The sequence below is a fragment of the Longimicrobium sp. genome, assembly GCF_035474595.1.
In the GTDB taxonomy this organism is placed as follows: domain Bacteria; phylum Gemmatimonadota; class Gemmatimonadetes; order Longimicrobiales; family Longimicrobiaceae; genus Longimicrobium.
Map to the genome: position 1 here is coordinate 14,760 of NZ_DATIND010000127.1, position 13,094 is coordinate 27,853.

Annotated in this window: 14 protein-coding genes; 6 read left to right on the forward strand and 8 right to left on the reverse strand. The window is 71.8% G+C overall.

The genetic code is table 11. From position 1 onward, the window contains the following. Positions 1-479: 479 nt before the first annotated feature. The 7 genes from VLK66_RS22460 to VLK66_RS22490 form a co-directional block, all read right to left on the reverse strand. Positions 480-893, reverse strand: a complete 414-nt coding sequence (locus VLK66_RS22460; RefSeq protein WP_325311727.1) for a biopolymer transporter ExbD — start codon at positions 891-893, stop codon at positions 480-482. Between the two features lie 35 nt (positions 894-928). Then, positions 929-1,357, reverse strand: coding sequence for an ExbD/TolR family protein (locus VLK66_RS22465; RefSeq protein ID WP_325311728.1), 429 nt, complete (start codon positions 1,355-1,357; stop codon positions 929-931). A 179-nt stretch (positions 1,358-1,536) separates the two neighbouring features. Then, a complete protein-coding gene (locus VLK66_RS22470; RefSeq protein WP_325311729.1) occupies positions 1,537-1,995 on the reverse strand; it encodes a biopolymer transporter ExbD in 459 nt (152 codons plus the stop codon). A 12-nt stretch (positions 1,996-2,007) separates the two neighbouring features. Then, entirely contained in the window at positions 2,008-2,487 is a 480-nt protein-coding gene (locus VLK66_RS22475) for a biopolymer transporter ExbD (RefSeq protein ID WP_325311730.1), read from the reverse strand. Between the two features lie 4 nt (positions 2,488-2,491). Then, positions 2,492-3,196, reverse strand: coding sequence for a MotA/TolQ/ExbB proton channel family protein (locus VLK66_RS22480; protein ID WP_325311731.1), 705 nt, complete (start codon positions 3,194-3,196; stop codon positions 2,492-2,494). A 139-nt stretch (positions 3,197-3,335) separates the two neighbouring features. Beyond that, the gene (locus VLK66_RS22485; protein ID WP_325311732.1) at positions 3,336-4,088 is read right to left on the reverse strand and encodes a TonB family protein; all 753 of its coding nucleotides are present in this window, start codon (positions 4,086-4,088) and stop codon (positions 3,336-3,338) included. A 760-nt stretch (positions 4,089-4,848) separates the two neighbouring features. After that, positions 4,849-5,784, reverse strand: coding sequence for an MBL fold metallo-hydrolase (locus tag VLK66_RS22490; RefSeq protein ID WP_325311733.1), 936 nt, complete (start codon positions 5,782-5,784; stop codon positions 4,849-4,851). 88 nt (positions 5,785-5,872) lie between these two features. On the opposite strand from VLK66_RS22490, the gene VLK66_RS22495 reads away from it, so the two are divergent. From VLK66_RS22495 to VLK66_RS22515, 5 genes are all read left to right on the forward strand, one after another. Then, a complete protein-coding gene (locus VLK66_RS22495; protein WP_325311734.1) occupies positions 5,873-7,156 on the forward strand; it encodes an APC family permease in 1,284 nt (427 codons plus the stop codon). A gap of 79 nt (positions 7,157-7,235) precedes the next feature. Next, a complete protein-coding gene (locus VLK66_RS22500) occupies positions 7,236-9,038 on the forward strand; it encodes a stage II sporulation protein M (protein WP_325311735.1) in 1,803 nt (600 codons plus the stop codon). Between the two features lie 374 nt (positions 9,039-9,412). Continuing rightward, complete coding sequence (locus tag VLK66_RS22505; protein ID WP_325311736.1) at positions 9,413-9,769, forward strand: hypothetical protein; 357 nt, start codon at positions 9,413-9,415, stop codon at positions 9,767-9,769. A 58-nt stretch (positions 9,770-9,827) separates the two neighbouring features. Further along, a complete protein-coding gene (locus VLK66_RS22510) occupies positions 9,828-10,682 on the forward strand; it encodes a HAMP domain-containing sensor histidine kinase (protein WP_325311737.1) in 855 nt (284 codons plus the stop codon). Positions 10,683-10,849: 167 nt separating this feature from the next. Continuing rightward, the gene (locus VLK66_RS22515) at positions 10,850-11,755 is read left to right on the forward strand and encodes a dihydrodipicolinate synthase family protein (RefSeq protein ID WP_325311738.1); all 906 of its coding nucleotides are present in this window, start codon (positions 10,850-10,852) and stop codon (positions 11,753-11,755) included. A 116-nt stretch (positions 11,756-11,871) separates the two neighbouring features. Here VLK66_RS22515 and VLK66_RS22520 read toward each other — a convergent pair whose 3' ends face one another. Continuing rightward, complete coding sequence (locus VLK66_RS22520; protein ID WP_325311739.1) at positions 11,872-12,096, reverse strand: hypothetical protein; 225 nt, start codon at positions 12,094-12,096, stop codon at positions 11,872-11,874. A gap of 199 nt (positions 12,097-12,295) precedes the next feature. On the opposite strand from VLK66_RS22520, the gene VLK66_RS22525 reads away from it, so the two are divergent. Then, entirely contained in the window at positions 12,296-13,081 is a 786-nt protein-coding gene (locus VLK66_RS22525; RefSeq protein WP_325311740.1) for an enoyl-CoA hydratase-related protein, read from the forward strand. Positions 13,082-13,094: the final 13 nt, after the last annotated feature.

Consider the following 13,094-nt stretch of genomic DNA (forward strand, 5'->3'; position numbering starts at 1 on the left):
GCGGCCCCCACAAACCGGGCGGGTAGTATGCCGCCGGACCCGCTGTCCCGCAAGGTCTTACGCTCTTCGGGAAGGGACGACGGGCGGTTTGGGCGTGTTTGGCGCCGAGGCGCCAAACCGGGCTGCGCGTCCGCAACCTCGCGCCGCCCTCACCCCCCGCCGGAGGGCGCGACCCTCTCCCGTCCCGGGAGAGGGTGGCTCTCCAGCATCCGTGCGAGCCGGGCGGGCACAATGCCTCGGACCCGCACCCATCTCGTCGAGCTACCTCTCCCGGTACGGGAGAGGTGGACGGCCTCGGCCGGCCGGAGAGGGCGCGATGCTGCGGCCGGCCACCGCACTTTCGACCAGCACCGTCCTGGACTTCCTCGTCCCGCACGGATGCTCGCCTCGCCAAGCAGCGCTGGGCCGGGGGAGGAGGCCGTCTGCGCATCGCAGCCGCGCAGCCGGCCCCGGACGCCTCGCCCCGGCCCGCGTTCCGCTCAGCTTCCGGCGCGCGGCACCAGCCCGATCACCTCCACGCCGGCGGCGCGCGTCGCGTCCACCGCCGTCACCACGTCGCCGTAGGTCAGGTTCTCGCCGCCCTTCACGAACAGCACCTTCCGCGGCCGCCCGGCGAAGGTCCGCTCCACCGCGCTCTGCAGCCCCTCCGCGCCCACCGGCTGCGTGTTGATGGCGTAGCGGCCGCCGGGGAGCACCTCCAGCACGATCTGGCCGTCCGGCCGGCTCGGGGCGGCCGGGTCGGTCTTCGGCGGCGGGACCTGCACCGCCATCCCGCGCCGCAGCCCCTGCTGCACCACCATGAAGATGATCAGCAGCACCAGCAGCACGTCGATCATCGGCGTCACGTTGATCTCCGCCACCGCTCCGCCCCGCTTCGCCGCGGCCATGCCCATGCGCGCCTCCCGCTTTCCGGTGGATGGTGACGCTCTCAGCGGCGCTCGTCGCGCCGCGGCATCTCGGTGATCGCCGCGACCCGGCGCACCCCCGCCGCCCGGGCCGCGTCCAGCGCCGTCAGCACGCTCCCGTACCCTACGTCGCGGTCCGCCTTCAGGTAGATGACGTGATCCTCGGGCGTGCGGGCGTAGATCTCCGCCAGCCGCGCCCGCAGCCGCCCCGGCGCCACCCGCTCCGTCCGCCCCGCGAAGTCGATGGCGAAGGCGCCGCGCGCGTCCACGAGCAGGGTGGGGTGCCTGTCGCGCTGGTACTCGGTGTGGCGGGCCCGGGGAAGCGCAGCGATGGACATCGCCGGCGTGACGACCATGAAGATGATGAGCAGCACCAGCATCACGTCGATCATCGGCGTGACGTTGATCTCAGCCGCGACCTCGAAGCTCGCCGCCGGAAGGGTGCCCCGCATGCGCGCCTCCATCGTCCGCGGTTCCCGCCTGCCGCCTTTCCGGGGAAACGCGCCAGCCCCGGCGTTTCTGCCGCGCCGGCCTCCCTATCCCCTATCCCCTGTCCCCTGTGACGAAAAAAGCGCCGGCCGCCCCGTGAGGGGACGGCCGGCGCTGGACCGGATGGAGCCGCGTCAGGCGCTCAGGGAGCCGCGGGTGCGGCGGCCGGAGCCGTGGGGCCCACCTCGGGGCGTGGCACGAGACCCACGATCTCCACGCCGGCGGCGCGGCTGGCGTCCACCGCATGCACGATGTCGCCGTAGGTCATGTTCTCCGCGCCCTTCACGAAGATGATCTTGCGCGGCCGCTGCGCGTACAGGTCGCGCAGCGTGGACTCCAGCGCGTCGTAGGCCACCGGCTGCCGGTTGATGGCGTACGCCGGCCCGGGGTTCACCTCGAGCACGATCTGGTCCTCGGGGTTGGACTTCTGCGCCACCTCGTCCTTGTCCTTGGGCGGCGGCACCTGCATGGCCACGCCGCGCTGCAGCCCCTGCTGCACCACCATGAAGATGATGAGCAGCACCAGCAGCACGTCGATCATGGGCGTCACGTTGATGTCCGACGCCGGACCGCCCTTGTTCCCGCCAACTCCCATTGCCATCGGGCAGTCTCCTTATTCCTTGGCCTTGGCCTGGGGCAGCTCGGTGATGGCGCCGATGCGGCGGACCCCCGCGATCCGGGCCGCGTCGATGGCGGTCAGCACCTTGTCGTAGCCGGCCTGGTTGTCGGCCTTCATGTACAGCACGTGATCGTCGGGACGCGAGGCGTACGCCTGCTTCAGCTGCTCGGAAAGCTGGTCGGGCGCCACCTTCTTGGTCTGCTTCCCTTCGATGTAGAAGTTCCCCTGGCGGTCGATGCCCAGCGTGACGCGCTTCTCCTTCTCGGGAGCGGCGGTCTTCGCCTTGGGGAGGATGGCCGTGTACCCCGCCAGCGACGGCACCGTGATCATGAAGATGATCAGCAGCACCAGCATCACGTCGATCATGGGCGTGACGTTGATGTCGGCGTTCACGTCCGACTCCATCCCGGCAACCTTCGGCAGGGGAGAGCCGCCGAAGCTGGCGGCTCCGCCGAGGTGTCCTCCTCCGGCCATGGGGTCAGTCCCCGTGGTGGAAGGTGGGGTTGCCGCCGCCGGCCAGCTCGCGGCGGGCCTGGCGCGTCATCATCCAGTCGATCATCTCGCGGCCGGCGTAGGCCAGCTCCGAGAACAGCGTGTCGAGGCGCGCGGTGAAGTAGTTGTACAGCCACACCGCCGGGATGGCCGCCACCAGGCCGATGGCCGTGGCGATCAGCGCCTCGGCGATACCGGCCGACACCGCCTCGAGGCCGGCGCCGGTCTCGCCCATGCCCATGAACGAGCGCACGATGCCGAGCGTGGTGCCCAGCAGCCCCACGAAGGGCGCGGTGGCGCCGATGGTGGCCAGCAGCCCCATCCCGCTCTTCAGGTCGTTGGCCAGCAGGATCTGCTCACGCTCCACCGACCGCTCGCAGGAGACGATCGCGGCGCCCGCGGCGCGCGGATCCTCGAGCAGCGGGGCCACCTCGCGCAGCGACTCGCCCAGCACGCGGGCCACGTGGCTGCCGGGGTACTGGTCGGCGGCGGCCAGCGCCTCGGGGATGTTGTCGTTTTCCAGCGCCTGCGAGAACACCGGGGCGAACGCACGGGTGGCGCGCGCCATCTTGCGGAACCGGATCCACTTGGTCACGGCCACGGAAAGCGACACCACGCTCATGAGCGCCAGGAAGATCACGATCCCCCTGTTGAACAGGCCGGTGTTGTGCCAGATCTTGGCGAAATCCATTGCTTTGGTCTCCTTTGCGCTCGTCCGCGCGATCCTCAAGGGGTTGCCGGCCGGCCGGCGCCCTGCGGCGCCCGCCTCCGCCGAATGATCCCCGCCGGGCCGCGTCCGCGGCCGGCGGGGGTGCCAAGCGCTCCGCCCGTCAGGTCTGGAGCTGGAAGGTCACGGGAAGCGTGACCCATACCTTCACCGGGTGGCCGCCCACCTTGGCGGGCCGGAACCGCATCTTTTCGACCACCCGCTTGGCCGCGTCGGCGAACGCGTCGTGGGTGGTGTTCTCCACCGAGATGCTCTCGGGGTCCACGTGGCCGTCTTCCAGCACGCGCATGCGCAGGGTCACCGTGCCGATCACGCCGGCGTCGCGCAGCAGGGGCGGGTAGTTGCGCGCCAGCTGCCGCTGCACCTCGGAGCTGTTGGAGAGCGAGGGCTGCTCCTCCACCGCCGAGAGCTCGTACGTCCCCTCGTCGGGGGCCGCGGTGCGCTGCTCGGTGGACTGCTGCACGCCGTTCTCCGAGCCGGTGGCGGAGCCGCCGGCCTTGCCCACGCCCGAGAAGTCGTTGGCGTTCACCGCCACCTGGTTGGGGTCGACCTTGGGGATCTCCCGGGGCGGCTCCACGGGCGGCACCAGCTCCTGGAAGCCCTTGGCCACCGGGGGAGGCGCGTCGGGCGTCTCGGGCGGCGGAGGCGGCGGGGGCGGAGGCGGCGGCTCGGGAGCCTTGGGCTTGTTCTGCTCGACCTCCACGTAGTCGACCAGCTCGTCGCTCTTCTTGTTGAGCGGTCCGCTCATCCCCGAGCGCATGATCAGGAGCGCGATCCCCGCCTCGACGAGGAGGGCGGCCCCGATGCTCCATGGCGACCAGAAGCTCTTCTTCTTCCGGTCCAGCTTGTTGAACATGCCGTATCCCCCGGTGTGTTGACTGCTGGTGACGCCCCGCGCGGGCGCGGCGGCCCGGCTCCGCCGGTTCCGCCCCTGAAACGCTCGTCCGCTTCCGATTCTGACCCGCTCCGCAGCCCCGCCGGAGCTCCGTCCACGCCGCGCCCGTATCGAACGTTAGATCGAAACTCCGCCACGCGCCGGCAGAGAGGCGTGACGGAGGGGCGGTCGTTCCCGGAGATCTGGCGGGAAAGCGTGCCGCGAGCTTGTGCGGCGCCCCAAGTTGAGGACCGCCCCCGCACCTGTCAAGCACTTGCGCGCACGCCCCGAGCACCGGCTGTCCACGCATGCGTACTGCAGGTTTCGTACTCCCGCGCGCGTGAGCACGCTGCGGGAGCACGGAGGTATAAATCAGCTATGCCAGTGCATAACTATACGTTCGTGGGAACGTGCTTGTCTACCCTGATTTCGGCGCACCCGGTCCGCATCTCATTACCAGAACTAAATTTCCATTACTCCTGTTTCCTCACGCCGCCAGCCGCTGCCGCCGAGGCGAAATGAGTTGCGGCGAATTCCGGCACCGGCAGAGGCAAGCCGGTGCTTCCGGAGATAGGCCGCTTCCGCCTGCCGCAAGGCATTGAAACGAGCATCCGCGTCCCACTTCCCCGTGAATCTCTCAAATTTCCCCCGGCCGGATGTTCGCCAGCCGTAGCGCGGGAGGTCTCCACACCGGCTGTTTCCGCGCGCTTCACGCCGTCGCATCTCCACTGTTCTCCGGCGCTTACCGGCTGGCCGCGCGCGCCTTCTTCCACCAGCGCTCCAGGCCGGCGGCCATCATGGGGTAGGGGACGGCGGTCTCGTAGGCGCGCGCCATCTCCTCGCTCCCCGTGGCGGCGACGATGTCGGCGGTGGCGCGGTCGCGGAGGGCGGCGGCCATGCCGGCGGAATCCGCACCCGCGCGGGCCTGCTCCTCTGTCCACGCGGCCCAGCCACGGAGACGCGCGGCGAGGTCGTCCAGGTGCCACCCGGGGTCGGAGATGCCGCCGAAGTGCGTCGGCAGCAGCATCGCCGCATCCAGCGCGCGGAGGCGGCGCAGGCTTTCCTGCCAGGCGTCCAGGTCGATGTCCGGCGGCGGGGTGGGCGCGCAGACGTACGGCGCGTGCCGCAGCCGGATCCCCCCGACGTCGCCGGTGAAGACGAGGCGCGCGTCGGAATCGTGGTACGCGTGGTGGTGCCAGGCGTGCCCCGGCGTGTCGACCGCGCGCAGGCGCCGGGTGCCGATCCGCACCTCGTCCCCATCTTCCAGGACGACGAGACGGTCCGCGGGAACGGGAGCCATCTCCCCCCACAGCCGGTCCATCTCCCCGCCGTACAGCATCGCCGCGCTGGCCAGGAGGCGGGACGGATCGGCCAGGTGCCTGGCGCCGCGCGGGTGGACGTGCACCTTCGCGCGGGGCGCGTGGCGCAGGAGGGTGCCGGCGCCGCCCGCGTGGTCCAGGTGCACGTGCGTCACCAGTACGTGCGTGATCTCCTCCGGCGCGCGGCCCAGCGCGCGGACGGCGCCGAGCACGGCGGGGAGGGTGCTCGTCGGGCCGCTCTCCACGACGGCGAGGGCGTCCCCGCCGTCCACCAGGTACGCGGCGACCTGGCCGGGGTGCCCGGCCCAGTTCAGGTCCACGCGGTGGACGCCGGGGGATTCTTCGAACGGCAGCGTCATCGACTTCGGGCCGAAAGTGCGAAGGTGCGAGAGTGGCCGCCGCGGTGCGAGATTGGGGCGCGGCACGACTCACGGGAGCGGGTAAGCTATGGCAGAGGGGGAGCGGGACAAGGCGCCCGGGCTGCGGCGCGAGCTGGGGCTGAGCGACGCGGTGGGGATCGGCTTCGGCGCCATCGTGGGCGCGGGGATCTTCGCGGTCACGGGGATCGCGGCCGGCGTCGCAGGGCCGGCGGTGCTGCTCGCGCTGCCGCTGGCGGGGGTGGCGGCGACCGCCAACGCGCTGAGCTCGGCCGAGCTGGCGGCGTCGTATCCGCAGGCCGGGGGGACGTACGAGTACGGCTACCGCGTGCTGCACCCGTGGGCCGGGTTCGCGGCCGGGTGGATGTTCCTGGCGAGCAAGACGGCCGCGGCAGGGACCGTGGGGCTGGCGATCGCCGCGTACCTGGAGCGGATCGCGCCGGGGCTTCCCGGGCGCGCGGTGGCGGTCGTCGCCGTCGTCCTCTTCACCGCCGTGAATGCGTTGGGGATCCGCAAGTCCAGCGCGGTGAACCTGGGGATCGTCGCCGTCGCCACCGCGGTGCTGCTGGCGTTCAGCGCGGTGGGGGTGGCGCGCTTCGACGCCTCGCATCTCCATCCCCTGATGCCGCCGTCGGGCGCGGGCGGGGTGCTCCGGGCGGCGGCGCTGCTGTTCTTCGCGTACACGGGCTACGCGCGCGTGGCCACGCTGGGCGAGGAGGTGCGCGAGCCGCGGCGCACCATCCCCCGCGCGATCCTGATCACCGTCGCGGGCGTCTCCGTTCTCTACCTGCTGGTGACGGCGGCGGCGGTGGGGTCGGTGGGGGCGGAGGTGCTGGCGCGCACGGACGCGCCGCTGGCCGAGGCCGCGCGGGCGATGGGGATGCCGGAGCTGGAGGTGATCGTCTCCGCGGGCGCGGTGTGCGCCATGCTGGGCGTCCTCCTCTCCCAGCTGCTGGGTTTGAGCCGGATGGTGTTCGCGATGGCGCGGCGGGGAGACCTGCCGCGGCCGCTGGCGAAGGTGGACGCGCGAAGCGGGGCGCCGCGGCGCGCGGTGGTGCTGGTGGGCGCGGGCGCGGCGCTGGCGGCGGCGTTCGGAACCCTGCGCGCCATCGCGCCGGCGGCGAGCTTCGCCATCCTGCTCTACTACGCGCTGGCGAACCTGGCCGCGCTGCGGATGCCGCGCGAAGGCAGGCTGTACCCGGACGCCGTCCCCGCCGTGGGGCTGGCCGCCTGCGCGCTGCTGGCCGCGTCCATCCCGCCGCGGACGATGGGGGTCGGCATCGCCGTGCTCGCCGCCGGGTTCATCGTCCGGGCGGCGGCGCGCACACTCGCAGGGCCCGCGGGGGGCGATTAGATTCGTTTCCTCCGCGTCCGCCGCGGCGCGGCCCCGTCTCCGGCAGCACCTTCTTCCGCATCACCCCCGAAAAACAGCCATGGCACAGGCCGCAGCGGCGTACGTGCTGAACGACCGCCAGGTGGACATCGAGACGCCCGAGCACGTTTCGGTGGGCTACGAGCTGGCGGACATGGGCTCGCGCTTCCTGGCCCGGCTGATCGACTGGCTGATCCTGCTGGTGTTCTGGATCATCCTCTTCATCGTCAGCATGTACATGCTCCCCGCGGTGGCCATGGCGGGCGAGACGGGCGTGGCCGTGCTCTTCGGCGGGCTGCTGATCGTCCAGCTGGTGGTGGCGTTCGGCTACTCGATGTTCTTCGAGTGCTTCCGCGACGGCCAGACGCCGGGGAAGAAGGTGATGCGCATCCGCGTGGTGCAGGACGGCGGCTACCCGCTGGGCGTGCAGGCCGCGGTGCTGCGCAACCTGCTGCGCATCGTGGACCTGCAGCCCGTGATCAGCTGCGGCGTGGCGGGACTGTCGATGATGCTGCATCCCCGCACCAAGCGCCTGGGCGACATCGCCGCGGGAACGGTGGTGGTGCGCGACCGCTCCGGGCAGCCCATTCCCGAGGAGCACGTGCCGCGCAACGCCCCGGCGCTGGGGCCGCCGCGGCTGGCCGAGCAGGAGTTCGCCGCGCTGTCGATGTACGTGGAGCGGCGCGCCTCGCTGGAGTACCCCGTGCGCGCGCGGCTGGCGGGCACGCTGATGCAGCGGCTGGCGCACCGGCTGGGGAACGACCCGCGCCAGGCGCAGATGCCGGTGGACCACTACCTGGGAATGCTGTACGAGGAGGAAGGGCTGCGCCGCCGCGCGTCGGGCGCCGGCGGGCGCGCGGGGTCGGGGCAGGCGACCGCGCTCTTCCGCCGCCAGCGCCCGGCGTGGGACGCGTACGGGCGGATGCTGGAGGAGGCGCGCCGCGGCGGGCTGGCGGCCATGGGCGAGGCGCGGGTGTCGCGCTTCGCGGCGATGTACCGCGAGCTCTCGGCGGACCTGGCGCGGGCGCGCACCTACGGCGGCTCGCCGGAGCTGCTGTTCGCGCTGGAGCGCGCCGTGGGCGCGGGGCACAACCTGCTCTACCGCGCGCCGTCGCAGGGGTGGGCGGGCGTGCGCCGCTTCGTGACGGGCGGCTTCGCGGTGCTGGTGCGGCGCCACCGGGTGCCCATCGCCGTAGCCAGCGCGCTCTTCTACCTTCCCGCGCTCTTCACCTTCGCGGCGGTGCGGCGCGACCCGGCGGTGGGACGCGACCTGATGCCGCCGCAGATGATGGCCCGCGCCGAGCTGGCTGCCGAGCGCCGCGCGCAGGGGAAGGGGTACGTGAACGCCGAGGAGCAGGGCGGGATGGTGATCATGTCCAGCGAGATCATGGTCAACAACATCGTGGTCACCATCAAGGCGTACGCCGGGGGGATGCTGGCGGGGGTGGGAACGGTGCTGGCGCTGGTCTTCAACGGCATTCCGCTGGGCGTGGTGGCCGGGATCTTCGCCAACTACCACCAGAACCTGCACCTCTGGGCCTTCATCCTCCCGCACGGCGTGTTCGAGCTGACCGCCATCTGCATCGCGGGCGGGGCGGGGCTGCTGCTGGCCTCGGCCATCCTCCTTCCCGGCCGCCAGACGCGCGGCCGGGCGCTGGTGGAGCGCGGGCGCGAATCGGTGCAGCTGTTCATGGGCACGCTGCTGATGTTGGTGATCGCCGGCATCATCGAAGGCTTCATCTCCCCCTCGCACCTGCCGAACGCGGTGAAGCTGTCGCTGGCCGCGCTCTTCGCCACGCTGCTGGTGACGTACCTGACGCTGGCGGGGCGCGACCAGCCGGCGCCCGACGCATCCGCGGCGTGAGCGTCGCGGGATCTGCGGTAGATGGAGATGCGAGGACGTCGGGGGATGCGGGACCGGTGATTCTCCGCGTCACCACGCGGTGGCCGGGATGCGGGAGCTCCCGTCCGCGCGATGCCGGATGGAGGCTCCCGTGATGCGCGCGTGCCCCAGGATGAGACAGGGATGGGGCGGCGCGCGGCAGAGGGGATGCGGGCCCGCGCACGCCCGGTGGACGGAAAAGCGCAGAATTCCCATGCGGTTACGCGCGCGCGAAGCGCGGCAGGCGGGCGCTCCGGCGCGGCGGTCCGCTCCTTGACAAAGAACCCCTCCACGCGGGACATTTCCGAATTACGCCGCCGTACGGGCACCCCTCGAGCGAGCCGGAGGAGAGACCCATGGCACGCCACAACCGGGAAGGGCGGGGAGAGGACCAGCGCGGGCGCACGTACATCATCGGCTACCAGCCGGACTGGTTCAGGCAGGTGAAGGTGACGCGGGGGCTGGATTCGGGGCGCCAGTCCACCAAAACGCTGGTGCGCAACCCCGAGCCGCCGGAGCAGGAGCCCGGCCGCCGCGTGCGCACGCACGTGGCCGCCCCGGAGCTGGGGCTGGACTTCGAGGTCAGCCTGGACGACCCGCGCCACGTGGTGCGCCGCATCATCGTGGAAACGGTGGTGCCCGACGGCGACGAGGCGGGCGAGGTGATCGCCTTCTCCGTGTCGCGCACCGAAGACCACACCGGCGACGACTGACCCCGGCCGCGCACCCCACCCTGCGCGGCCCCGATCCCCTTCCATCTCCCCTCGCTCCATGCTGCTCCAAGCCGCGCAGGGGGCTCCCTCCGGCGCCCCCACGAAGGTGCTGTTCATCGTGGGGATCCTGGTGATCCTGAGCGTCGTGGTGTTCACCACGGCGGTCATCATCACGCTCCTCCGGCGCAGCGACCGCCGCCGCGCGGAAGAGGAGAAGCTGGCCGCCATCGGCACCGCCACCGCGCGCATCCTGCACCAGATCAAGAACCCGCTGCAGACCATCGTCCTGCACGCCGACATCCTGCAGGACGAGCGCATCGTGAGCGAGCAGCACCAGCGCCGCGAGGTGTGCGAGGCCATCGTGGGCGAGAGCCAGCGCCTGGTGGCCATGCTGGACGAGCTGTCGGTGTACGCCAGCGGCTCGCGGCGCACGCTGAACCGCCGGCCGGTGCGGCTGGACGACCTGGTGCGGCAGGTGGCCGACGTGGAGGCGCGCGAGAGCGCCGAGACCGGACTGGCGGTGGACTCGCGCCGCATCGGCGAGGCCACGGTGAACGGCGACGCGTACTACCTGCGCCAGGTGTTCGAGAACCTGGTGCGGAACGCCCGCGAGGCCATGGAGGGGCAGGAGAAGCCGCCGCGCGTGGAGGTCTCGGTGGAGCGGCTGGCGGGGAACGCCGAGGTGCGCGTGACCGACAACGGCCCGGGCATCGCCCCGGACGACCTGCAGCGCATCTTCCAGCCCTTCGTCTCCACCAAGGGAAAGGGGATGGGGCTGGGGCTGGCCATCTGCCGCGAGATCGTGGAGGGGCACGGCGGGCGGATGGACGTGGACTCCACCCCCGGCGAGGGCACCACCTTCCTCGTCACCCTCCCGCTGCACAGCGAATCGCCCGCGCTCACCGCCGCGTAGCAGCGCAATCAGCCGGTGGATTGGCCGGTGGATCAAAGGAGGCGGGACGATGCGGGTCGTCTCGCCTCGTTGTCTCCGTGCGTCTGTGTGTGGCGCTGTCGGGGCGATGGGCGGCGGGGTAGATTGGGCGCGATCCCGATCTCCCCATCTTCCGTGAAGTGACGACGATGGACCTGCGAGGAGTTTTCGCGCCCGCCACCACCCCGTTCGACCCCGTCACCGGCGACGCGGACGTGGTCTCGATGCGCGCCAACCTGCGCCGCTGGCTGGAGGCGCCGCTGGCCGGCGTGGTGCTGTTCGGCTCCACCGGCGAGGGGCCGCTGCTGGACGAGGACGAGAAGGCGCGCCTGACCGCCGCCAGCCGCGACGTGATCGACGGCGGGCGCCTGCTGCTGGCCGGCACCGGCGCCGAATCCACCCGCGCCACCATCCGCGTCACGCAGTCCGTGGCCGAGGCGGGGGCCGACGCGGTGCTGGTGCAGCCGCCCGCGTACTTCCGCCCGGCGATGACGCCCGAGGCGCTGCGCGACCACTACACCGCGGTCGCGGACGCGTCGCCCATCCCCGTCATCCTGTACCAGGTGCCGCCGCGCTTCAGCACGGTGGAGCTTCCCGCGGGGCTGGTGGGCGAGCTGGCGCGGCATCCCAACATCATGGGCATCAAGGACTCGCACGGCGACCTGAAGGCGACGGCGACGCTCGTCGACGCGTGCGGCGCGAACGCGCAGGTGCTGGCGGGGAGCGGCGCGGTGCTGTACGGCGCGCTGGAGGCGGGCGCCGTCGGCGGCATCCTGGCAATCGCGCTGCTGGCGCCGCACGAGTGCGCCGCGCTCTGCCGCGCCTTCGCCGAGGAGCGCTTCGCGGAGGCGGGGCGGCTGCAGGAGCGGCTGGCGCCGCTGCACCGCGCGGTCGTGGCCGAGCTGGGGAACGCGGGGATCAAGGCCGCGCTGGACGAGCTGGGGATGCACGGCGGCGCGCCGCGCTCCCCGGTGAAGCCGCTCCGCGCGAAGGAGCTGCCGAAGGTGCGCGAGGCGCTGGCCGCCGCCGGGCTGGCGGGCGCCGTGGCCGCGTGACGGCGCCGCGGTAAGGGACGAACGGCAGGTTCACGCAGACACGCAGAGCCGCGGAGGATGATCATCTCCTCCGCGGCTCTGCTTGTTGTGCACGCGAGCTCTCGACTCTCAGCCGATCAGCGGCCGTTCGGATGCATCTCCGACGTCGCTCCCGTCGCCGCGTCGAGCACCTGCCGGAGCGCGGCGCTGTCCAGCTGCTCGGCGTTCGGCACGTAGATGTCGTTCACCGTGAGCAGCGCCAGCAGCGTCTTCTTGCGCAACGCCTCCGTCTTGACGGGATCGGGGCGGTACTTCTCGATGATCTCTCGCGCTCGCTCGAAGTGTTCACGACTACTGGGCATCTCTCCCCCTCCATTCTCGGCTTGGCATTGGGATGAGGGAACGTGCTGGACGCCGCTAATCTGTACGCTTTCGCGGTGACATACAAGGGCCCGAACGTGTCGCGCTTGTATTCCGCCATCGTTGCCCCACCTTTGTGCGGCCGCTAGGTTGTCGCCGCTCGATTCCCGGGATTCCACCGCTCCGAAGACGCTTACGACCATGCCCGAATACAGCAACCTGACGCTCGAGGTGCAGGACCGGATCGCCGTGCTGTCGGTGAACCGGCCGGACAAGCTGAACGCGCTGAACGAGCAGACCATCCGCGAGCTGGGCCAGGCGTTCGAGGAGATCGCCGGGCGCGACGACGTGGGCGGCGTGATCCTGACCGGCGTGGGCGAGAAGGCGTTCGTGGCCGGCGCCGACATCGCCGAGCTGTCGAAGATGGGCCCGGTGGACGGGATCGAGGTGAGCCGGCTGGGGCAGCAGGTGTTCCGCCGCATCGAGCTGTCGCGCAAGCCGGTGATCGCCGCGGTGAACGGGTTCGCGCTGGGCGGCGGGTGCGAGCTGGCGCTGGCCTGCCACCTCCGCATCGCCAGCGAGAACGCGCAGTTCGGCCTCCCCGAAGTGAAGCTCGGCATCATCCCCGGCTACGGTGGCACCCTGCGCCTGCCGCGCATCGTGGGGAAGGGGCGCGCGCTGGAGCTGATGCTGACCGCGCAGTTCATCAAGGCCGACGAGGCGTACCGCATCGGCCTGGCGAACAGGGTCGTCCCGCAGGCGGAACTGATGGATACCGCGCGGAAGACGCTCTCCACCATCCTCGCCAACGGCCCCATCGCCGTGGGGCTGGCGATCGAGTGCGCCACGCGGGGGATGGAGATGTCGGTGGACGACGGGCTGGCGCTGGAGAGCAACCTCTTCGGCCTGCTGGCGGCGACCAGCGACATGCGCGAGGGGATGCAGGCGTTCCTGGAGAAGCGGAAGGCGGAGTTCACCGGCCGCTGAGGCGCCGACAGGT

What these genes read in the sequence shown, in the direction of transcription:
- VLK66_RS22480 (WP_325311731.1), bottom strand. Translation starts at nt 3,196, where the DNA reads ATGGATTTCGCCAAGATCTGGCACAACACCGGCCTGTTCAACAGGGGG.
- VLK66_RS22515 (WP_325311738.1), top strand. Translation starts at nt 10,850, where the DNA reads ATGGACCTGCGAGGAGTTTTCGCGCCCGCCACCACCCCGTTCGACCCC.
- VLK66_RS22485 (WP_325311732.1), bottom strand. Translation starts at nt 4,088, where the DNA reads ATGTTCAACAAGCTGGACCGGAAGAAGAAGAGCTTCTGGTCGCCATGG.
- VLK66_RS22490 (WP_325311733.1), bottom strand. Translation starts at nt 5,784, where the DNA reads ATGACGCTGCCGTTCGAAGAATCCCCCGGCGTCCACCGCGTGGACCTG.
- VLK66_RS22525 (WP_325311740.1), top strand. Translation starts at nt 12,296, where the DNA reads ATGCCCGAATACAGCAACCTGACGCTCGAGGTGCAGGACCGGATCGCC.
- VLK66_RS22500 (WP_325311735.1), top strand. Translation starts at nt 7,236, where the DNA reads ATGGCACAGGCCGCAGCGGCGTACGTGCTGAACGACCGCCAGGTGGAC.
- VLK66_RS22475 (WP_325311730.1), bottom strand. Translation starts at nt 2,487, where the DNA reads ATGGCCGGAGGAGGACACCTCGGCGGAGCCGCCAGCTTCGGCGGCTCT.
- VLK66_RS22495 (WP_325311734.1), top strand. Translation starts at nt 5,873, where the DNA reads ATGGCAGAGGGGGAGCGGGACAAGGCGCCCGGGCTGCGGCGCGAGCTG.
- VLK66_RS22505 (WP_325311736.1), top strand. Translation starts at nt 9,413, where the DNA reads ATGGCACGCCACAACCGGGAAGGGCGGGGAGAGGACCAGCGCGGGCGC.
- VLK66_RS22470 (WP_325311729.1), bottom strand. Translation starts at nt 1,995, where the DNA reads ATGGCAATGGGAGTTGGCGGGAACAAGGGCGGTCCGGCGTCGGACATC.
- VLK66_RS22460 (WP_325311727.1), bottom strand. Translation starts at nt 893, where the DNA reads ATGGGCATGGCCGCGGCGAAGCGGGGCGGAGCGGTGGCGGAGATCAAC.
- VLK66_RS22520 (WP_325311739.1), bottom strand. Translation starts at nt 12,096, where the DNA reads ATGCCCAGTAGTCGTGAACACTTCGAGCGAGCGCGAGAGATCATCGAG.
- VLK66_RS22465 (WP_325311728.1), bottom strand. Translation starts at nt 1,357, where the DNA reads ATGCGGGGCACCCTTCCGGCGGCGAGCTTCGAGGTCGCGGCTGAGATC.
- VLK66_RS22510 (WP_325311737.1), top strand. Translation starts at nt 9,828, where the DNA reads ATGCTGCTCCAAGCCGCGCAGGGGGCTCCCTCCGGCGCCCCCACGAAG.